This is a genomic window from Photobacterium carnosum (genome assembly GCF_002849605.1).
Taxonomy (GTDB): Bacteria; Pseudomonadota; Gammaproteobacteria; order Enterobacterales; family Vibrionaceae; genus Photobacterium; species Photobacterium carnosum.
In genome coordinates, this window is sequence record NZ_NPIB01000008.1 from 70,566 (window position 1) to 91,554 (window position 20,989).

21 protein-coding genes and 1 other RNA gene are annotated in these 20,989 nt (G+C 42.6%); 18 read left to right on the forward strand and 4 right to left on the reverse strand.

Annotated elements, in window-relative coordinates:
* Nucleotides 1-14: 14 nt before the first annotated feature.
* The 6 genes from rpsI to sspB all read left to right on the forward strand — a co-directional run bounded on the left by rpsI (nucleotide 15) and on the right by sspB (nucleotide 4,654).
* The gene (gene rpsI, locus CIK00_RS08810) at nucleotides 15-407 is read left to right on the forward strand and encodes a 30S ribosomal protein S9 (RefSeq protein ID WP_101768520.1); all 393 of its coding nucleotides are present in this window, start codon (nucleotides 15-17) and stop codon (nucleotides 405-407) included.
* 424 nt (nucleotides 408-831) lie between these two features.
* On the forward strand, nucleotides 832-1,422 hold the full coding sequence (petA, locus tag CIK00_RS08815; protein ID WP_101768521.1) for a ubiquinol-cytochrome c reductase iron-sulfur subunit: 591 nt from the start codon (nucleotides 832-834) through the stop codon (nucleotides 1,420-1,422).
* On the forward strand, nucleotides 1,422-2,687 hold the full coding sequence (locus CIK00_RS08820) for a cytochrome b (RefSeq protein ID WP_101768522.1): 1,266 nt from the start codon (nucleotides 1,422-1,424) through the stop codon (nucleotides 2,685-2,687). Before petA ends, CIK00_RS08820 begins: the two co-directional genes overlap by 1 nt.
* Entirely contained in the window at nucleotides 2,684-3,421 is a 738-nt protein-coding gene (locus CIK00_RS08825; RefSeq protein WP_101768523.1) for a cytochrome c1, read from the forward strand. The genes CIK00_RS08820 and CIK00_RS08825 overlap by 4 nt, the downstream gene beginning before the upstream one ends.
* A gap of 85 nt (nucleotides 3,422-3,506) precedes the next feature.
* Complete coding sequence (sspA, locus tag CIK00_RS08830) at nucleotides 3,507-4,145, forward strand: stringent starvation protein SspA (protein ID WP_101768524.1); 639 nt, start codon at nucleotides 3,507-3,509, stop codon at nucleotides 4,143-4,145.
* 2 nt (nucleotides 4,146-4,147) lie between these two features.
* Nucleotides 4,148-4,654, forward strand: a complete 507-nt coding sequence (sspB, locus tag CIK00_RS08835; protein WP_101768525.1) for a ClpXP protease specificity-enhancing factor — start codon at nucleotides 4,148-4,150, stop codon at nucleotides 4,652-4,654.
* A 71-nt stretch (nucleotides 4,655-4,725) separates the two neighbouring features.
* Here the strand turns inward: sspB and CIK00_RS08840 are convergent, their stop codons facing one another.
* The 4 genes from CIK00_RS08840 to CIK00_RS08855 are packed head-to-tail and all read right to left on the reverse strand — an operon-like array spanning nucleotide 4,726 to nucleotide 8,064.
* Complete coding sequence (locus tag CIK00_RS08840) at nucleotides 4,726-5,268, reverse strand: BON domain-containing protein (RefSeq protein WP_101768526.1); 543 nt, start codon at nucleotides 5,266-5,268, stop codon at nucleotides 4,726-4,728.
* Between the two features lie 3 nt (nucleotides 5,269-5,271).
* Nucleotides 5,272-5,862 carry a phosphoheptose isomerase gene (locus CIK00_RS08845; RefSeq protein WP_101768527.1) on the reverse strand — a complete coding sequence of 197 codons (591 nt, stop codon included), beginning with the start codon at nucleotides 5,860-5,862 and terminating at the stop codon, nucleotides 5,272-5,274.
* 2 nt (nucleotides 5,863-5,864) lie between these two features.
* Nucleotides 5,865-6,236, reverse strand: a complete 372-nt coding sequence (locus CIK00_RS08850; protein ID WP_167388541.1) for a YraN family protein — start codon at nucleotides 6,234-6,236, stop codon at nucleotides 5,865-5,867.
* Nucleotides 6,217-8,064 carry a penicillin-binding protein activator gene (locus tag CIK00_RS08855; RefSeq protein WP_101768529.1) on the reverse strand — a complete coding sequence of 616 codons (1,848 nt, stop codon included), beginning with the start codon at nucleotides 8,062-8,064 and terminating at the stop codon, nucleotides 6,217-6,219. Before CIK00_RS08855 ends, CIK00_RS08850 begins: the two co-directional genes overlap by 20 nt.
* 61 nt (nucleotides 8,065-8,125) lie before the next feature.
* Between CIK00_RS08855 and rsmI the strand changes: the two genes are divergently transcribed.
* The 12 genes from rsmI to murG all read left to right on the forward strand — a co-directional run bounded on the left by rsmI (nucleotide 8,126) and on the right by murG (nucleotide 20,977).
* Nucleotides 8,126-8,986: a 16S rRNA (cytidine(1402)-2'-O)-methyltransferase gene (gene rsmI / locus CIK00_RS08860; RefSeq protein WP_101768530.1), complete on the forward strand. Its 861-nt coding sequence runs from the start codon at nucleotides 8,126-8,128 to the stop codon at nucleotides 8,984-8,986.
* Between the two features lie 153 nt (nucleotides 8,987-9,139).
* Nucleotides 9,140-9,528, forward strand: an RNA gene (gene rnpB / locus CIK00_RS08865) — RNase P RNA component class A.
* Nucleotides 9,529-9,800: 272 nt separating this feature from the next.
* Nucleotides 9,801-10,259 carry a division/cell wall cluster transcriptional repressor MraZ gene (gene mraZ, locus CIK00_RS08870; protein ID WP_101768531.1) on the forward strand — a complete coding sequence of 153 codons (459 nt, stop codon included), beginning with the start codon at nucleotides 9,801-9,803 and terminating at the stop codon, nucleotides 10,257-10,259.
* Nucleotides 10,260-10,273: 14 nt separating this feature from the next.
* The gene (rsmH, locus tag CIK00_RS08875) at nucleotides 10,274-11,221 is read left to right on the forward strand and encodes a 16S rRNA (cytosine(1402)-N(4))-methyltransferase RsmH (protein ID WP_101768532.1); all 948 of its coding nucleotides are present in this window, start codon (nucleotides 10,274-10,276) and stop codon (nucleotides 11,219-11,221) included.
* Entirely contained in the window at nucleotides 11,218-11,535 is a 318-nt protein-coding gene (gene ftsL / locus CIK00_RS08880; protein WP_045028111.1) for a cell division protein FtsL, read from the forward strand. Before rsmH ends, ftsL begins: the two co-directional genes overlap by 4 nt.
* A gap of 3 nt (nucleotides 11,536-11,538) precedes the next feature.
* Nucleotides 11,539-13,281 (forward strand): penicillin-binding transpeptidase domain-containing protein, encoded by a 1,743-nt coding sequence (locus CIK00_RS08885; RefSeq protein WP_101768533.1) that lies wholly within the window; start codon nucleotides 11,539-11,541, stop codon nucleotides 13,279-13,281.
* Nucleotides 13,282-13,289: 8 nt separating this feature from the next.
* Complete coding sequence (gene murE / locus CIK00_RS08890) at nucleotides 13,290-14,813, forward strand: UDP-N-acetylmuramoyl-L-alanyl-D-glutamate--2,6-diaminopimelate ligase (RefSeq protein ID WP_101768534.1); 1,524 nt, start codon at nucleotides 13,290-13,292, stop codon at nucleotides 14,811-14,813.
* A complete protein-coding gene (gene murF / locus CIK00_RS08895; RefSeq protein WP_101768535.1) occupies nucleotides 14,810-16,192 on the forward strand; it encodes a UDP-N-acetylmuramoyl-tripeptide--D-alanyl-D-alanine ligase in 1,383 nt (460 codons plus the stop codon). The genes murE and murF overlap by 4 nt, the downstream gene beginning before the upstream one ends.
* Nucleotides 16,192-17,274 (forward strand): phospho-N-acetylmuramoyl-pentapeptide-transferase, encoded by a 1,083-nt coding sequence (mraY, locus tag CIK00_RS08900; RefSeq protein ID WP_101768536.1) that lies wholly within the window; start codon nucleotides 16,192-16,194, stop codon nucleotides 17,272-17,274. The genes murF and mraY overlap by 1 nt, the downstream gene beginning before the upstream one ends.
* Before the next feature lies 1 nt (nucleotide 17,275).
* Nucleotides 17,276-18,613, forward strand: a complete 1,338-nt coding sequence (murD, locus tag CIK00_RS08905; RefSeq protein ID WP_101768537.1) for a UDP-N-acetylmuramoyl-L-alanine--D-glutamate ligase — start codon at nucleotides 17,276-17,278, stop codon at nucleotides 18,611-18,613.
* On the forward strand, nucleotides 18,613-19,926 hold the full coding sequence (gene ftsW / locus CIK00_RS08910; protein ID WP_101768538.1) for a cell division protein FtsW: 1,314 nt from the start codon (nucleotides 18,613-18,615) through the stop codon (nucleotides 19,924-19,926). The genes murD and ftsW overlap by 1 nt, the downstream gene beginning before the upstream one ends.
* The gene (murG, locus tag CIK00_RS08915; RefSeq protein ID WP_101768539.1) at nucleotides 19,913-20,977 is read left to right on the forward strand and encodes an undecaprenyldiphospho-muramoylpentapeptide beta-N-acetylglucosaminyltransferase; all 1,065 of its coding nucleotides are present in this window, start codon (nucleotides 19,913-19,915) and stop codon (nucleotides 20,975-20,977) included. The genes ftsW and murG overlap by 14 nt, the downstream gene beginning before the upstream one ends.
* Nucleotides 20,978-20,989: the final 12 nt, after the last annotated feature.

Genomic DNA, 20,989 nt, shown 5'->3' on the forward strand with positions numbered 1-20,989 from the left:
TGGGAATTATGACAATGGCAGAGAATCAATACTACGGCACTGGTCGCCGTAAAAGCTCAGCAGCTCGCGTTTTCATCAAACCGGGTACTGGTAACATCGTAATCAACAAGCGTAGCATCGAAGAGTACTTCAGCCGCCCAACAGCGCGCATGGTAGTTCTTCAGGCTCTTGAGCTTGTAGGTATGACTGAGAAATTTGACCTATACATCACTGTTAAAGGTGGTGGTATCACTGGTCAATCTGGCGCTATCCGTCACGGTATCACTCGTGCTCTTATGGAATACGATGAAACTCTACGTCCTGCTCTACGTGCAGCTGGCTACGTTACTCGCGACGCTCGTTGCGTTGAGCGTAAGAAAGTTGGTCTACGTAAAGCACGTAAGAAACCACAGTTCTCTAAGCGTTAATATTACGCTTCCAGATTTTTATATCTGGATACTGTGTACAGAAAGCTCAGCCCTCGGGTTGGGCTTTTTTTTTATTATTTTTTACAGAAGTATTGTTCATTACTGTCAATGATGTGTTTTCTCGCACCTCGCACCTCGCACCTCGCACCTCGCACCTCGCACCTCGCACCTCGCACCTCGTCATATTTTTCAATAAACACTGATGCATAATAACGAAAAATGCGCTATATCCAACATTTGTTGCTAAACAATGGCTTGAACTTGTGAATCTGTTGACCTTTACTTATTCTTTAAATGTTGGTGATAATTTAAAACTGTAACGAAATTGTTACTACATTCTTTTTTAGTTAGGCCTCAAGTTAAACGTTAGGGATATAAAAAAGAAAAAAGAAGAAATCCAAGCAGGAGCTATTGGAGAAAATGGATGAGCAATGTGCGAATAAATAATGGAAGACGTCGCTTTTTAACGGCAACAACGTCCGTCGTTGGCGGTATCGGTGCGATTGCGATTGCAATCCCGTTTATTAAATCATGGAATCCGAGTGAAAAAGCGAAAGCGGCAGGGGCGCCTGTTGAGGTTAATATTAGTAAATTAACGGATGGACAAATGATCCGCGTTGAATGGCGAGGCAAGCCAGTATGGATCGTTCGGCGTAGTAAAGCCGTATTACAGCAACTCGCCACTCACGATGATCAGCTTCGTGATCCTATCTCTAATGAACCCCAGCAACCTGCTTATGCGCAAAATCCCTATCGATCATTAAAACCTGAAATATTCTTAGCTGTGGGGATTTGTACTCATCTCGGTTGTTCACCCACTTATTTACCCAATAGCTTTAGTGAACAGGTTAGTGGCGTTGCTGCTGGTTTTTTTTGCCCATGCCATGGTTCAACCTTTGATATGGCTGGTCGAGTATTTGCAGGTGTTCCTGCTCCGCTTAATTTGGTGGTTCCACCGCATCAATTCTTAGACGATAACACCATTTTGATTGGACTTGATAAGGAGACAGCATAATGGCGGGCTTAGTTGATTGGATCGATAAGCGCTTACCGGTAACCAATGCGTACCGTAAACATTTGTCTCAATATCCGATGCCGAAGAATTTTAATTTTTGGTATGTGTTTGGTTCATTAGCGATGTTAGTGCTGGTGAATCAGATAATTACCGGTATTTGGTTAACCATGAATTATGTGCCGTCAGCTGATGGTGCATTTGCATCTATTGAATACATAATGCGTGACGTTGAGTATGGATGGCTATTGCGATATATGCATTCCACTGGTGCATCAGCCTTTTTTGTGGTGATTTATCTTCATATGTTCCGTGGGTTGATTTACGGCTCCTACCAAAAACCACGCGAGCTATTGTGGTTATTTGGAATGCTGATTTTTTTGGTGTTGATGGCTGAAGCCTTTATGGGATATTTGTTGCCGTGGGGACAAATGTCTTATTGGGGGGCGCAGGTTATTATTTCGCTGTTTGGGGCTATTCCGGTGATCGGCGATGATCTCACCTTATGGATCCGTGGTGATTATGTCATTTCTGGCGCAATCCTAAATCGTTTCTTTGCGTTACATGTCATTGCGTTGCCATTGGTTTTATTATTATTGGTGGTATTGCACGTGTTAGCGTTACATGAGGTAGGGTCAAATAATCCTGACGGTATTGATACTAAGTTGCCTAAAGGTAGCAAAGGTGATGATTATCAAACCCAGTTTGAATTTCATGACGATTATACTAAAAAATACGACATTATTGATTCGATCCCGTTTCATCCTTATGGCACCGTCAAAGATCTGATTGCGGTGGCGGTGTTTGCATTATTTTTCAGTTATGTGATCTTTTTTGCGCCTGAAATGGGCGGATATTTTTTAGAAGCGCCAAATTTTGAAGCGGCTAACTCGATGAAAACACCAGAACATATTGCCCCTGTTTGGTATTTCACTCCTTTTTACGCCATTTTGCGGGCGGTTCCTGATAAGTTACTTGGGGTTGCTGCAATGGGGGCTGCAATTATATTTCTGTTCTTATTACCATGGTTTGACCGTTGTAATGTGCGTTCATTTCGTTATCGGAGTAAGTGGCATGTTATTAACCTGGCTCAATTTACCGTGAGTTTTATCGCTCTGGGGATTTTAGGCTCGCTACCTGTAACGCCGTTGTTCACTGCGTTGGCTCAAATGTTTAGTTTTACCTATTTTATGTTTTTTATTGTGTTGTTTTTCTACAGTAAAAATGAAGCGACTCAACCGCTACCGAAGAGGGTGAACTTCAAATGAAACAATGGATTGTAATATTGTTGCTGTTGGTTCCTGCATTAGCCTTTGCGGCCGGAGGTAATGTTCGTCTGCAACCTGCGAACAATGATTTAACTGATCAAGCCTCTTTACAGCGTGGAGCGCAATTATTTACTAATTATTGTGCAGGTTGTCATTCAACTCAATACCAGCGCTATGAAAGAGTTGCTATCGATTTAGGGATCCCCGTTGAATTAATGCAACAGCATTTGATGTTTAATCCTAATGCTAAAATTGGCGATTTAATGACAAATGCAATGTCGAAACAATATGCCGCGGCTTCTTTTGGTGCACCAACACCGGATCTGACCATGGTAGCTAGAGTACGGGGGACCGATTGGTTATATACTTATTTACATTCATTCTATGCTGATCCTAGTCGTCCATTTGGGGTTAATAACACCTTGTTTCCTAGTGTAGGAATGCCCCATGTATTGGAAGAATTACAAGGGGTACCTCGTAAGATTTATGAAACACAGATAATCGACGGTAGCTCAATTCAAGTCTTAATCGGAATTGAAACTGACGGTAGTGGCGAGTTAAATTCGCAACAATATGATACTGCAGTACGTGATCTGGTGAATTTTTTAGATTATTCTGCCGAGCCGATGAAACTGGAACGACAGCGATTAGGGCTATGGGTTATGGGGTTTATTGCCATATTCTTAGTATTAACGGTGTTGTTGAAGAAAGAATATTGGCGTGATGTCCACTGATAAGGTAATCTAGTGGGTTAAGAATCTCGCAATGGGGGCTAAAGCCTCCGTTGTTTTTTGTGTATTAAATATACTGGAGGGGTTGATGGCTGTTGCTGCCAATAAACGCTCTGTGATGACTCTGTATTCTGATGTTTCAGACATCTACAGCCATCAGGTGCGTATCGTACTAGCTGAAAAAGGCGTTAGTGTTGAAATTGAGCTGGTTGATCCAATGAACCTGCCGGAAGATCTGTTAGAATTGAACCCATATAGTTCAGTTCCAACATTGGTTGATCGCGAATTAGCGTTATACCAAGCTAACATTATCATGGAGTACTTGGATGAGCGTTTCCCTCATCCACCTCTAATGCCTGTTTATCCTGTTGCCCGTGGTAATAGTCGTTTAATGATGTACCGTGTTGAACGTAACTGGTACTCACTAGCGAATAAGATTAACTCAGGTACTGCTGATGAAGCTGATAAAGCACGTAAGCAATTACGTGAAGAGTTATTAGCGCTAGCACCTGTATTTGCTGAATATCCATTCTTTATGAGTGATGAATTTAGCTTAGTTGATTGCTACCTTGCTCCACTATTATGGCGTTTACCTGAAATGGGTATTGAGCTAAGTGGTACTGGATCTAAAGAAGTGAAGGCTTATATGACGCGCGTATTTGAACGTGATTCATTCCTTGCTTCTTTAACTGAAATTGAACGTGAAATGCGTTTAACTGGCCAGTAATTATGGATATGGAAAATATGACGCCGCGTCGCCCTTATTTGCTGCGCGCGTTTTATGATTGGTTGGTTGATAACGACCTAACACCACATTTAGTCGTTGATGCGACTTTACCTGGCGTTAAGGTACCAATGGAGTTTGTGAGTGATGGTCAAATCATCCTTAACATTGCTCCAATGGCGGTGGGTAATTTAGAATTGAGTAATGAAGCGGTAAGCTTTAGTGCACGTTTTAGTGGTCGCCCACATTCTGTTATCGTACCAATGTATGCAGTTTTGGCTATATATGCTCGTGAAAACGGTGCAGGAACGATGTTCGAGCCAGAAGCTACATATGATACTGATTCCGCTATCTATGATGATGAGCAGGCGTTAGAAGGCGAGAGCACTGATGATGTTGTTGCTCCAACAGTTTCACCATTTGCAGTCGTTACTGAAGCGGCTGAAGGTGATGAGCCTGATGATGAGCCACCACGTCCACGTGGTCGTCCAAGCTTACGCGTTGTCAAATAATATTGGCAATCTGCTAAAATAAAAACGCAGCCATTGGCTGCGTTTTTTTTATTTAAAACACGATGGTATCGTTAGAAAGTGACTGGTTTTTCAAATAGGGTAATAACGTGTTCAACACCTGAAATATTCCGTGCAATATTAGTGGCTATTGTCGCCTGTTCTGGCGCGACATAACCTAATAAAAATACCCGTTTATTTTCAGTGATCACTTTGATAACGACATTGGTAAGTTGCTTACTAGCAATCAGTTGCGACTTCACTTTGGTGGTTAACCATACATCTTCGCTAATGCTTGTCATGGTGAGTAAAGGGCGTACTTGGATTTGGTCGTAAATACGATCCGCCCTTGTAATATGACGCACTTGGTTAACAAATGCTTGTTTAATGGGGTGTGATGTTGCTTGGCCAACCAACAAAATTGTCCCATCGAGCGCTATGCTATCTATACTCAGTTGTTTGGTATATTCACGCGTATGAGCAATGCCCGCAATATCCATTTCTATTTTTTGATCTTGCCAATGCTGAGCATTATTGCGCGGATCATTAGTTGAAAAAACCGTACATCCTGATAACGATAAGCTTGATATAACAAGTAACGTCAATAACCACTTCATTGATTAGCCTTCGTTATGCGGAAATAAAACTTGATCAATCAAATCGCATAAACAATGTACTGTTAACAAATGACCTTCTTGAATACGGACCGTACGTTGTGATGGAATACGTATCTCAACATCTTGTACGCCTAATAGTCCTGCCATTTCACCACCATCTTTACCTGTTAAGGCAATGATATTCATATCTCGTGTTAATGCCGCTTCCATTGCTTTAATGATATTTTTGCTGTTACCACTGGTTGATAACACCACTAAAATATCGCCGGCTTGACCTAAAGCACGGACTTGTTTTGAAAACACTTCATCATGGTGATAATCGTTGGCAATTGCGGTTAAAACAGTGCTATTTGCTGTTAATGCAAGAGCCGGTAAACTTGGTCGCTCAATTTCAAAACGATTAATTAAGCATGACGCAAGTTGTTGAGCATTGGCGGCTGAACCACCATTGCCACAGCTTAAAATTTTATTACCATTTAATAAGCTTTGCACCATCATTTGAGTCGCTTTTGAAATCGCGTCAGGTAGCGCTTCCGCAGCAGCAATTTGGGTTTGGATACTTTCGGTAAAACTTTCTCGAATGCTATCTAGCATGACTAACCTTCAACTAATATGTTAGTAAACCACTCAATGTAGTGGTGATGACCTTGGATTGCAACGACATCAAAGCGAAATTGGCTGTGCTCAATTGAGATGCCATTTTTGTGCATCCAAAAAAAAGCGGCTCGTTTGAGTTTTTGTTGTTTGCGCCAATTAACGGCTTCAACTGCCGAGCCATAATGGGATTGCGTTCGGTATTTTACTTCAATAAATACCAAACATTTACCTTGTCGCATGATTAAATCAATCTCACCACTACGACAGCTAAAATTACGAGCAATAGGCGTCAAATGATGGCGGCACAAATATTGTTCCGCCATCTGTTCATAGGCTTGGCCAATCTGACGTTTATTGGGCAGGCGTACCACCACTGATCAGATCAATGCTGTCTGGCGTATCAGAGATAGTGGCTGCTGGAATTTGAGTTGTTGATAGCGGTGTTATGCCATCATTACTGAACTTACCCCAATCTATTTGTCGTTGAACAACACATTGGTTATTCATTGCCAGTTGTCCCGTTTCACCTTGAATAGTGTGATGGTGATTAGCGCGCATCTCAGGCAATTGCTTGGCGATCGCGTAAGCATCCATACCAAAGGCATGTAAACGGATACTAGTGTTACCTTGGTTTGGCCATAATTGATTAAAGCGCTCCATATAAGCTGATTGTGGATTGATCAGTAATGGGATGTCGCTCACCTCAATACCACGTAATTCACGATTAGTGTTATGGCTATCGGGATTACTGCGAGAGCTGGTATAGATTTGTGCTGGATTGCCTGTTGGTGGCATTGCTGCTTCAATAAAAGGTTTTAGCATCATCACTTCATTGCGACTTGCTACCATATAAATCGCATCAACATGACGGCCTGCACCACGGCCAAAAGCCGCTCTTATTTGTTGTGGTATTTGAGCTTGATTACCAAAGTTAACGGTTAATACTGATTGGCCATCAAGTTGCGACCATTGCTGATTAAATGCTGTTGCAACACGTTGACCAAAACTATTTGCAGGCACTAATACAGCAGGGTTACGGTGACCTTGAGCATAAATACGTTCTGCAGCTTGTTGAGCTTCTTGTTCTGGTGACAATGAAAAATAGCAAGCATTGGGTTTATTATTACTGATTTGCGGTGGCATATTTAATGCCAGCATATTGATATGGCTGGTGTTATCTTGCTGAAATTCAGTAATAATATTTTTACGTAATGGTCCTACAACAAACTGAGTCCCGTTTTGTTGTAGTTGTGCCATGATCGTTGGCATTGATTGAGCTTCAGTATCATAAATATTGAGCTCATTATCGGCATCACGGCCTTTATCGTCCATCATTGCATTGATGAAGCCATCCCGAACTGCTTTACCTTGTGCGGAAAAACGACCTGAGAGTGGTAACAATAATGCAATATTACCCAGTTTAATCGATTTCATCTCGATTAACGCTTTTAAATTAGCGGGTAAATATTGATTTGCTGGATGTTGAGGATGACGAGATAACCACTGTTCAAGTGCTTGTTTAAGTTGCATCGGTGGTAACGTCGCACTATTTTTCAACATTGCGAGTTCAACCCAGCCTTTTAAAACACTCTCGTTATCAGTTAGTTTAACACTGCCTAATTGAGCGTTAGTATAACCCGATAGATCATGCCAAACTTGCTGCCAGTTAGCCGCTTTTTGGCTATGATCTAAATAGAAATCAAGCTTAGTACGTTCACGTGCCGCTTGGAACTGATGGTTTAATTGTTCCAATAAGTTAGCGCGTAGCGTGTAATAGCGTTGATACTGGCTTTTAGTTAACTGCCATGAAGGTTGAAAATTTAAACTGTTCAGTGCAGCTTGTGGTTGACCTTGATGCTCACGTACCATGGCACGCGCGAGTTGCCATTCCGCAATTTGAGTTGGACTCATAGATTGTTGGGATAATTTAGCAATCCATTGATCGGCTTGTTGCCATTTATTTTCGAGGATCATTGCTTTAACAGCCATGATCTCCCAGTTAATGCGTTCTGCGCCATTACTGGTATTAGCTTTACTTAAATAGGCGGCTGAGCTTTGAGCGGCTACCGCAGTGATATCCGTTAATGGCACCTGATTATTATACAGATTTGGCGTGCTACACCCTGCTAAAGCAACAGCAAGGGCTACAGGCGCCATCAGTCGTGATACACTTTTACGCTTATGGGTAAAATTGGGCATTGAATTTATTCAACTGTGACAAATTACTTTTGATATTAATTGCAGATGAGATCTTAGACAAATGAGTGAGAGCAATTCAGGCATGGTAGATGTCGCAACGTTGTACATCGTACCAACACCTATCGGTAATCTTGCTGATATAACGCAGCGCGCATTAGATGTATTAGCAAACGTAGATTTAATTGCTGCTGAAGATACACGTCATACATCGCGATTGTTGTCCCATTTCTCTATCTCGACCCGCACCTTTGCGTTTCACGATCATAATGAACAGCAAAAAGCTGACTTTTTGATTGAGAAACTTCAAGCCGGTACCAGTATTGCGCTTGTGTCAGATGCTGGTACGCCGCTGATCAGTGATCCAGGGTATCATCTTGTTAATCGCTGTCGTCATGCGGGTGTTAAAGTTGTGCCATTACCTGGCCCATGTGCTGTAATTACAGCCTTGAGCGGTTCTGGTTTACCGTCTGACCGTTTTAGCTTTGAAGGTTTTCTTCCTCCAAAAAGTAAAGGTCGCCGCGATTGTTTTCAAGCATTAGCCGACGATGCGCGAACATTGATTTTTTATGAATCGCCACATCGTATTAATGAATCCCTAAGTGATATGTTAGCTGTGCTTGGCCCTGATCGCCAAGTAGTATTAGCGCGTGAGTTAACAAAAACTTATGAAACTATCCATAGTGCACCACTTGGCGAGTTGATTGATTGGATTGCAGAAGACAGTAATCGTGTTCGTGGCGAGATGGTAATCTTAGTTGCAGGGCATCGTGCGCAGAAAGATGAACTATCGGTTGAGGTTCTACGCACATTAGCATTACTTGTAAAAGAGCTTCCCCTTAAAAAAGCGGCAGCATTAACAGCTGAGATTCATGGTGTAAAGAAAAATGCATTGTATAAGTGGGGCCTTGAAAATCTAGAATAAGGATTATAGGTGATTGTTTATATTTGCTCGCAATGCCAAAGAGCGTGGATTTAATCAACAAATTAAAATTGAGCCGTTGGTTTTTTGTTCAAGCTGCAATTTTGGTGATTTTTTCACTGGTAACTGTGAGCGTTGTCTTATACAATTCACCGCGGAGTTGGTTAGGTAATCGCCGCTTCGTTGATAACTTTCGGGAAATCAATGGAGGGGAGGAAAGTCCGGGCTCCATAGGGCAGGGTGCCAGATAACGTCTGGGGGGCGCGAGCCCACGACAAGTGCAGCAGAGAGCAAACCGCCGATGGCCCATTGCTTGCAATGGTGCACAGGTAAGGGTGAAAGGGTGCGGTAAGAGCGCACCGCACGGCTAGCAATAGTTTGTGGCAGGGTAAACTCCACCCGGAGCAAGACCAAATAGGTCCCTAATGGCGCGGCCCGCGTTGGGGACGGGTAGGTTGCTTGAGTCTGTGAGCGATTGCAGACCTAGACGAATGATTGCCGCCGCGAAAGCGGAACAAAACCCGGCTTATCGACCGACTCCCTACATTTAGAGAAGGTGGTGTTTGATTACAAGCACCACCTTTTTTTCGTTTTATTTTCCGCCAAAATTACATTTCGCAATTATGTTTATTCGGCCATTGTTAGAAATGTGTCTGAATTACTGCCAATTGCTTGACATCGTTTTTGTCTCATACGTACACTTTGTGGTGGGAATTTGTGGGGAAAAGTGGTGTCGTCTCATTATCTTTGTTGTTATGCTGCTAAAATGAGTGATTAACGTACTCTTTTATCGTGTAATTTAACCGAGATCCCCCAAATGTTAAGAGGTGCCACTAACGTTGTTATTGATGACAAAGGTCGCTGGGCAATGCCTAAGCGTTACCGTACTGCATTAATTGAACAATGTCAGGGACACTTTGTTTGTACTATCGATCACCAGTTTTGTTGCTTGTTGCTATATCCCATCGATGAATGGGAACGAATTGAAGCTAAATTAGTACGTCTATCTAGCCTTCACCTCGCAGAGCGCCGCTTACAACGATTGTTGCTTGGCCACGCTAGCGAATGTGAACTGGATGCGCAGGGACGGATATTAATTCCACCGACGTTAAGACAATATGCTCAGTTAGCGAATAAAATAATGGTCGTTGGCCAGCTAAATAAATTTGAAATTTGGTCCACGCCTTTATGGCAACAGCAAATTGAACATGATATCGACCTTCAGGCTGAGGATGCGCCGGAATGTTCCCCGCGCCTTAGTGAGCTTTCACTTTAGCTGAAATTATATTTATGTCTGAGCAATTTGAGCACGTTTCCGTTTTACTTAATGAATCAGTAGACGGATTAGCAATTAAACCCGACGGTATCTATATCGATGGTACTTTCGGTCGCGGCGGTCATAGCCGTCTAATTCTTTCAAAATTAGGTGACAATGGTCGCCTTTACGGTATCGATCGTGATCCTCAAGCGATTGCTGAAGCGCAAAAAATTGATGATCCACGTTTTGAAATTATCCATGGGCCTTTTTCTGGCATGGAAAAATACATGCAAGAACGCGATCTGATTGGTCGTGTTGATGGTGTATTACTTGATCTTGGTGTTTCGTCACCACAACTTGATGATGCTGAACGTGGCTTTAGCTTCATGCGTGACGGCCCACTTGATATGCGAATGGATCCAACATCAGGAATGTCTGCTGCTGAATGGTTAGCAGAAGCAGAAGTTGATGATATTGCATGGGTACTAAAAGAGTTTGGTGAAGAACGTTTCGCTAAGCGCATTGCTCGCGGTATTGTTGATCATCGTGAAAATCCTGATAAAGAACCGTTAACGCGTACTCGTGAATTAGCCAGCCTTATCGCTGAAGTGTCACCGTTTAGAGATAAGCATAAGCATCCCGCGACCCGTAGTTTCCAAGCGATTCGTATTTACATTAACAGTGAATTAGAAGAGATTGATACAGCTCTGCATGGCGCAATGAATACCCTTGCTGCTGGTGGTCGATTATCTGTGATCAGTTTCCATTCATTGGAAGATCGCATGGTAAAACGCTTTATTCGTAAGCAGAGTAAAGGGCCTGAAGTTCCAGCGGGTTTTCCATTGACCGAAGATCAAATTAAAGCGCTGGGTAGTGCTGAGATGAAACCTATCGGTAAAGCGATTAAACCGTCACAAAATGAATTAGGTTATAACACTCGCGCTCGTAGTTCAGTGCTACGTTTGGCCGAGCATCTATGAAACCAACAGAATCTTCAATGAATCTGGCTAGCCTGATCGGACGAGACCTCGTCACGGTCGGGTTGGTGCCGCTGATTTTAGCTTTCGCTATCCTTCTTTCTGCCTTATCTGTTGTTTATGTTACTCATGAGTCTCGTCAATTAATTGCTCAGCAAGAAAAATTACTGATGCAACGTGAGAATTATGATGTTGAGTGGCGAAATCAAATTCTTGAAGAAAATTCACTTGCAGAACACAGTCGCATTGAACGATTAGCTGAAACTGAACTCAAAATGCAACGTCCATCTGTCGATAATGAAATTGTTATACATTAAAAGATGAAATTATTTAATCGTTCAAATAAAAAGACTCAGGTTAGTCCTAAGAGCACACCATTTTTAAAATGGCGTTTTATCATCGTCTGTGGTTTTATTCTGTTAGGTTTCTTTGGCTTAATTGCTCGTGCAGCCTATATTCAGGTACTTGAACCGGGCCGTCTTATTCAAGAGGGAGATGCTCGTTCGCTACGCGTACAGTTGATGCCTTCTGCTCGCGGTATTATTTCCGATCGTAACGGTGAGCAACTTGCCGTTAGTGTGCCCGTACAAGCTGTATTTGCCAATCCGGTCGAAATTTTCAAACACGGTGGTTTAAGTGAAACCAACCGTTGGAATGCGCTTGCCGATGTACTCGACCTTGACCGCGCAAAATTATTACACCGCCTAGAAAAAAATAAGACTCGTCGTTTTATTTACCTTGCCCGCCAAGTTAGTCCTCCAATGGCAAATTACGTTAAAAAACTTAAATTACCCGGTATTGGCCTAAAAGCGGAATCACGTCGTTTTTATCCTTCTGGTGAAGTGAGTGCACAATTAATTGGCTTTACAGGTATTGATGGTCACGGACTTGATGGTATCGAAAAAACCTATGATGGTTGGTTAACGGGTGAACCAGGTCGTCGTACTGTACGTAAAGATCGCTATGGTCGTGTTGTCGAAAATATCTCCCAGAAAAGTCGGCAACCAGGTAAGCCATTAGAGCTTAGTATTGATCAGCGCATTCAAGCGATTGCTTATCGTGCAGCTAAAGAAGGGGTAATGGATATTCCTGCAACCTCGGTCAGTATTGCTGTTTCAGATGTGCGTACTGGTGAAATTTTAGCGATGGTTAATGCTCCGTCATTTAATCCCAATGATCGTAATGATCGTCAGCCATATAAAATGCGTAATCGAGTCATTACCGATACCTTTGAACCCGGCTCAACGGTGAAACCTTTTGTCGTTTATACCGCGCTTAAGACAGGGGTTGTTAACGAACATACGCTGATTAATATTCCACAGAGTAAGCATTTCCGCGTTGGTAGTAAGGTCATCACTGACGTATCACGGATTGAGCCTCTAGCAACCGTACAACGAATTTTACAGAAATCGAGTAACATCGGCGTGAGTAAATTATCGTTGGCGATGCCAGTGGAAGATATTTTAGATACTTACCGTAAAGTTGGTTTTGATGAACCATCAGGGATCAACCTGATTGGTGAAACAACGGGTCACTTCCCTAATCGTTATCGTTGGTCAGACATTGGTCGCGCTACTTTAGCCTATGGTTATGGTATTTCATTAACGCCAATTCAATTGCTACATGCCTATACCACCTTAGGTGCTTATGGTATTAAACGTCCATTATCAATTTTAAAAACAGAAAAAGTGGTGCCGGGAGAGCAAGTGCTTGATCCTAAAATTGCTAAGAAGATTTTATTGATGATTGAATCAGTGACCGATAAAGCGGGTGGTGGTGGTGGTTGGCGTGGTGCTATTCCAGGTTACCGTATTGGTGTTAAAACGGGTACTGCGAAAAAAGCGATTGCAGGTGGCTATGGTAATGATTACTTCTCTTATACCGTTGGTGTGGCACCAATTAGTCATCCACGATTAGCGATTGTGGTAATGGTCAATGAACCTAAAGGCGATAAATTCTATGGTGGTGCCGTTGCAGCACCAATTTTATCAAAAGTACTTGGTGGTGCATTACAGATCCTGAACGTACCGCCAGATGCTGATACGCTAAAAATAGATAAATGAGTGTGATCATGGCATTGGTTAAACCGGAAGTACAATTAGGCGCTTTATTAGCACCTTGGTTAACAGTTGCAAAAGTGCCAACTGTATATTTACAGTTGATGTTAACCTCAATGACATTAGATAGCCGTCAAGTCACGGTTGGCTGCTTATTTGCGGCCGTTAACGGTCATACTGTTGATGGGCGTCGTTTTATTGATAATGCGATTGCTGCTGGTGCAAGCGCAATTATTGCAGAAGCCGATGGTGTTGCGGCTGACGGTGAGATCCTATTTGAAAATGGGGTTATCATTATTTATTTGCACAATCTTGGTCATAAATTATCTGCCATTGCTGGGCGCTTTTATGGAGAGCCTGATAGCCAGCTTAAATTGTATGCGGTAACAGGCACCAATGGTAAAACCACTATTAGCCAACTATTAGCACAATGGGCTGATTTGGTTGGTTATCGTGCTGGCGTAATGGGCACGACGGGTAATGGCTTGTTAACTGATTTACGACCAGCTGCAAATACCACTGGTAGTGCGATTGAAATCCAACAAACGTTATCCGAATTAGTTGCTCAAGGTGCTAATTTTGCGGCAATGGAAGTGTCATCCCATGGCTTAGTACAAGGTCGAGTTAGTGCGTTACATTTTGTAGCAAGTATCTTTACTAATCTTAGTCGTGATCACCTTGATTATCATGGTGATATGGCGCATTACGCCGCGGCTAAAAAAAGTTTATTTACCGAGCATCACAGCGGTATTGCGGTCATTAATGCTGATGATATGGTTGGTCAACAATGGCTAGCTGATTTACCTCAAGCGGTTGCGGTTGCAATGAATGCTGACGCTGTTATAGCTCACTCTGGATCAAAACTATGGGCAACGGCGGTCGATTTTAGTACCCAAGGTGTCACCATTAGTTTTGAGTCTAGCTGGGGTAAAGGTACCTTTACCGCGCCACTTGTAGGTTCATTTAATGCAACTAATTTATTATTGGCATTGGCGACCTTATTAGTCAGCGGTCATTCATTACCAGAGTTATTAGCAGTCGCCCCGCGTTTACAAGCAGTTATTGGGCGTATGGAAGTATTTCAATCCTCGATTGGCGACAAAGCGATGATGGTGGTTGATTATGCTCATACTCCAGATGCACTAGAAAAAGCACTGCAAGCATTACGCGTCCATTGTGACGGTCAGTTGTGGTGTTTATTTGGCTGTGGTGGTGATCGTGATACGGGCAAACGCCCTATGATGGCTGCGATTGCAGAGCAATATGCTGATCATATTATTTTAGTCGATGACAACCCGCGTAGTGAAGATCCTCAACAAATCATGCTTGATATGCAAGCAGGGTTAACTGCAATGACTGCTGCAACTGTGATCCATGACCGCGCTCAAGCGTGTGCTTATGCTATTACACAGGCTAAACCTAATGACATTATTTTAGTTGCAGGTAAAGGCCATGAAGACTACCAAATTCTAGCAGATCGTACGATCCACTATTCAGACCGCGAAACTGTGGCCGCATTATTTAGAGAACAGGCATGATAAAAGTTCAACTAAGTCATTTACAGTCAGTTTTAAATGCTGAACTCATTGGCGCGGATACTGAAATTGCAGCGACATCAACTGATACGCGTGTAATCGACAATGACACTCTCTTTATTGCCTTAATTGGTGAGCGTTTTGATGGCCATGACTTTTGTCAAACGGCGGTTGAAAATGGTGCAAAAGCATTATTGGTAAGTAAACCCTTAGCGTTAGATATTCCACAGTTAGTTGTTGCTGATACCCATCAAGCATTAGGTCAGTTAGGTCAATGGTTAAAAGCAAAAATGACCGCTGAGCATGGGTTAAAAACATTAGCATTAACGGGTAGTTGTGGCAAAACCACTGTAAAAGAAATGGCAGCGGCAATTTTAGCGACTAAAGGTCAAGTATTAGCGACTGCGGGTAATTTTAATAACGATATTGGCGTCCCACTGACATTGTTACGTTTAACTCCTGCCTATAATTACGCAGTGATTGAATTAGGCGCTAACCATTTAGGTGAAATTGCTTATACAACAGCATTAGTCAAACCTGATGTGGCATTAATTAATAATCTTGCGGCCGCTCACCTTGAAGGTTTCGGTTCATTAGCCGGTGTTGCAAAAGCCAAAGGTGAAATTTTTGAAGGATTAGCCGCACAGGGGCAAGCGGTCATTAATCTTGATTCTAACCAGTTAACAATGTGGCAACCATTACTGGCACAGCACCGTGTTAGTTGCTTCTCGATAACGACTAATAATGCAGATTATTTCGCTACTGATATAAATATTAACTCTCAAGGGCTAGCTTGTTTTACAATGCAAACCCCAATGGGTGCTATTGATATTAGCTTAACGTTAGCGGGCACTCACAATGTTAGTAATGCACTGGCCGCCGCCGCATTGACTATGGCATTGGGTGCCACTCTTGCTGATGTAAAACAAGGGTTAGAGTGCGTTGTTAATGTTAAAGGTCGATTAGCGATCACTCAGCTTCCTTCTGGGTTACGGTTAATTGATGATACTTATAATGCCAGTGTTGCTTCTGTAAAAGCTGCAATTGATGTGCTACATAATTTCAGAGGTAAACGTTACTTTATTTTAGGCGACATGGCTGAGCTGGGCGAAGAAAGTGAGAGCTTACATCGTGAGGTCGGTGAATATGCGCGTGATAAACAGTTTGATGGTGTGATGACATTTGGTCGTGCCAGTGCTGTGGTCAGTGCATTAAATAACGGTCAACATTTTAGCGATAAAACTGCATTGATCGATGAACTTAAACAAAAATTACATCAACAACTTAACCAACCTAATTCTCCTCAGGTGACTGTGCTTGCTAAAGGCGCGCGTAGCTCACAGATGGAAGATGTTATTATTGCATTGCAGGAAGATAAATAATGATTTACTGGTTAGCTGACCACTTTCAGTCCTCAATCCCCTTTTTCCGTCTGTTTGAATACCTGACGTTCCGCGCCATTATGAGTATTTTAACCGCGTTAATATTTTCGTTGTGGTTAGGCCCGCGCATGATTGCTAAATTGCAAATGCTGCAAATTGGGCAAATAGTACGTAACGATGGTCCTGAGTCACATTTCAGTAAGCGTGGTACGCCAACCATGGGCGGACTGATGATTTTAGCTGCAATTACGTTAACCGTATTGTTATGGTGTGATCTTAGCAACCCTTATGTATGGGCTGTGCTTATCGTTATGCTTGGCTATGGTGTGATTGGCTTTGTTGATGACTACCGTAAAGTGGTACGAAAAAATACCGATGGCTTAATTGCACGTTGGAAATATTTTTGGCAATCAGCTATCGCACTTGTGGTGGCTTTTGTGCTTTATGCCTACGGAAAAGATACCGCTGCGACACAATTAGTCTTGCCATTTTTTAAAGATGTGATGCCACAGTTAGGTCTGTCTTATATTGTACTGACTTATTTTGTGATTGTCGGTACCAGTAATGCGGTTAATTTAACCGATGGTTTAGATGGTCTTGCCATTATGCCAACAGTGATGGTTGCTGGTGGTTTTGCCTTTATTGCATGGGCAACGGGTAACTACAACTATGCTGAATACTTACATATCCCTTATTTAAGTAATGCGGGTGAGTTAGTTATTGTTTGTACTGCTATTGTTGGTGCAGGTTTGGGTTTCTTATGGTTTAACACCTATCCAGCGCAAGTATTTATGGGCGATGTAGGCTCATTAGCATTAGGTGGCGCATTAGGTACGATTGCCGTGTTAGTTCGCCAAGAATTTTTATTGGTGATCATGGGCGGTGTGTTCGTGATGGAAACGGTATCGGTTATTTTGCAAGTTGGCTCGTTTAAACTGCGTGGACAACGTATTTTCCGCATGGCACCGATTCACCATCACTACGAATTAAAAGGTTGGCCAGAACCACGCGTTATTGTCCGTTTCTGGATTATTACGCTGATGCTGGTATTGATTGCATTAGCTACATTGAAGGTGCGTTAACATGAATGGCTTGGTAGGTATTAACAAGGTTGTTGTGATTGGACTTGGAATGACAGGTCTATCGGTGGTGAATCATTTAGTACGATTACCACAATTGCTGGATATTAAAGTAATTGATACCCGTGATAATCCACCAGGCCAAGAACAATTGCCTACAGGTGTTGATCTGTGTGCTGGTCAATGGAATCTGCAATGGCTACTTGACGCAGATTTAATTGTTGTTAGCCCTGGGATTGCATTAGCAACTCCAGAGTTATTGTTAGCGGCACAATCAGGCATTGAGCTTATCGGTGATATTGAACTATTTGCTCGTGCAGTGAATAAGCCCGTAGTGGCTATCACTGGTTCTAATGGCAAAAGTACCGTCACCAGTTTAGTCGGTGAAATGGCAAAAGAAGCCGGCATTGATGTTGGTGTTGGTGGCAATATTGGTTTTGCAGCACTTGATATGCTAGGGCAAGATCATGATCTTTATGTCCTTGAGCTGTCTAGTTTTCAGTTAGAAACTACGTCATCGTTAGTGCTTGAAGCTGCGGTGTATTTAAATCTGTCTGAAGATCATATGGATCGTTATCCTGGTGGTTTGGCTGATTATAGTAACGCTAAAATGCGTATTTTTGATCATGCTAAATTAGCGGTGTATAACCGTGACGATCTCGCAACTAAGCCTGATTTTAACGGTAACATGACCAGTTTTGGTTTTGATAATACTGATTATGGTTTGGTGATGGTTGATGGCGCAGAATGGTTAGCCATTGCGGGTGAGCCATTAATGGCTGTCAGTGAAATTGCGTTAGTTGGTCGCCATAATGTCGCTAACTGTTTAGCTGCATTAGCGTTAGCCGATGCTGTCGGTATTGATCGTATAGCGGCTTGTCAAACCATGCGTCGTTACACTGGATTAGCCCATCGTTGTCAATTGGCAGTGAATCGTCACGGTGTTAAATGGGTCAATGATTCTAAGGCGACAAACCTTGCTAGTACAGTAGCTGCATTAACGGGCTTACAATTAGCAGGAAAACTGCATTTATTAATGGGTGGTGATGGTAAAGGCGCTGATTTTAGTGAACTTAAACCAGTTCTAGCTGACTTAAATGTACAACTTTATTGTTTTGGTCGTGATGGTCATTTATTTAGCGAATTAGTCGAAAACGCGATAAATGTCGATACCATGAGTGAAGCAATGGATCGCGCAGCAGTTACCGTAAAAGCTGGCGATATGGTTTTATTATCACCAGCATGTGCCAGTTGGGATCAATTTGCCAACTTTATGGCACGCGGTGATGCTTTTGTTGAACAAGCCCTTCGGCTTCAAGATTCAGTCTCAGGAAAAATGTAATGTTTAAAATGGCCCGTAACGGATTATCGGTAGTCTCTGGTTGGTTTTTAAAACCCGCCAAACCGATTCTGTATGACCGCCAATTGGTGTGGATAGCAATAGCTCTGATGATGATCGGTTTAGTCATGGTTACTTCAGCATCCATACCTGTCGCAACTCGTCTTACTGGTGTTCCTTTCTTCTTCGCACTACGACATGGATTCTTTTTAGTCTGTTCGTTAGTGATCGCGGCATTTGTTATGCGGATCCCATTAGCTCAATGGGAAAAGTACAGTGTGCCAATGTTGTTAATCTCAATCTTGTTATTGATTGTAGTATTAGCTATTGGCCATTCAGTTAATGGTGCTGCACGGTGGATCCCACTTGGGGTATTTAACTTACAACCTGCAGAAGTCGCTAAATTGTCGTTATTTGTGTTTCTTGCCGGGTATTTAGTCCGTCAATATAACCAAGTGCGTGGCAGTTTTATTGGTTTTGCTAAGCCATTAGTTGTACTCGGTATTATGGGCTTTCTATTGCTACAACAACCTGACTTAGGTTCGTTCGTGGTGATGTTTGTTGGTACTATCGGGATGCTATTTATTGCAGGTGCACGGTTATGGCAATTCTTAGTGATGCTAGCAACGGCATTAGTCGGTATTGCAATGCTGATTGCCTTTGAACCTTATCGTATGCGACGGGTAACTTCGTTTTTAGACCCATGGCAAGATCCTTATGGTAGTGGTTATCAGTTAACCCAATCACTAATGGCATTCGGTCGTGGTGAATGGTTTGGTCAGGGGTTGGGTAACTCCATTCAAAAATTAGCCTATCTTCCTGAAGCACATACTGACTTTGTGTTTGCCGTCTTAGCCGAAGAATTAGGCTTGGCGGGGGTGATTGTGGTATTAACACTGTTGTTTGCCCTAGTGTTTAAAGCAATTATTATTGGACGTAAATGTCTTGAAGGTGGCCTATTGTTTGGCGGCTATTTAGCGTTTGGGTTTGGTATTTGGTTTGCATTTCAAACCTTGGTTAACGTTGGCGCCGCCGCAGGTATTGTACCGACGAAAGGCTTAACGTTACCCTTGATCAGTTATGGTGGTTCGAGTTTGTTTATTATGGCTGCTGCTGTGGCTATTTTGATTCGAATCGATTTTGAACAACGGGTCGCGGCTAAATTTTTATCAGAGCATCCTGCTGATGTTGATGATGAAGCATTAGATACGATGGACGTAGCGGTTGAACAAGGAACTTTAGATTCTCAAGTGCTTGTAACGGCTAATCATTCACAACTAGAACAAGATAAAAAGCATTCTAATGACAAAGAATAAACGTTTATTAGTGATGGCTGGTGGTACTGGCGGTCACGTTTTCCCCGGACTTGCAGTTGCTCGTAAATTACAGCAACAAGGGTGGGAGATCCGCTGGCTAGGCACGGCTGATCGTATGGAAGCTGAGTTAGTACCGAAGCATGGTATTGCTATTGATTTCATTAAAGTTAAAGGCCTGCGTGGTAGCGGTATTGTGTCTTTACTTGGTGCACCGTTTAAAATTGTTGGTGCCATTATTCAAGCCCGTAAATATATCAAAGCATGGCAACCGGATGTGGTGCTTGGCATGGGCGGTTATGTCAGTGGCCCTGGTGGTGTTGCGGCATGGTCTTTGGGTATTCCAGTGGTATTGCATGAACAAAATGCTGTCGCTGGGCTAACCAATCAATGGCTCGCTAAAATTGCCAGTAAAGTGCTACAAGCATTCCCTGGTGCATTTAAAGATAAGCAAGTCGTTGGTAATCCGGTTCGTGAGGATGTGACATTATTACCTGCACCGCAACAGCGTTTTGCTGAACGCACCGGCCCAATTCGAGTGCTGGTGATGGGCGGCAGTCAAGGGGCGAGAATTTTAAACCAGACCATGCCAGAAGTGGCGGGGATCCTAGGTGAAAATGTCACTATTTGGCATCAAGCGGGTAAAGGTAATCAGCAATCGACTGAGCAAGCTTATGCAAAAGATAGCCAAACACAACATAAAGTGACTGAGTTTATTGATGATGTAGCTGCCGCTTATGCTTGGGCCGATTTAGTTGTTTGTCGTTCAGGGGCACTGACTGTTTCTGAATTATCGGCCGCGGGTGTTGGTGCTATTTTTATTCCTTTCATGCATAAAGATCGTCAGCAAGCATTAAATGCTGAGCATTTAGTGGCATGTGGTGCGGCTAAAATGATTGAACAACCACAATTAACGGTTGATGGTTTAGCCCAGCAAATTAATTTATTAAATCGTATTGCGCTTGAGCACATGGCTTGTGCTGCGCGTAATGCTGCTATCATTGATGCAGACCAACGTGTTGCTGATGTGATCAAATCACTAGCAAAGAATTAAACAGGAACAAAG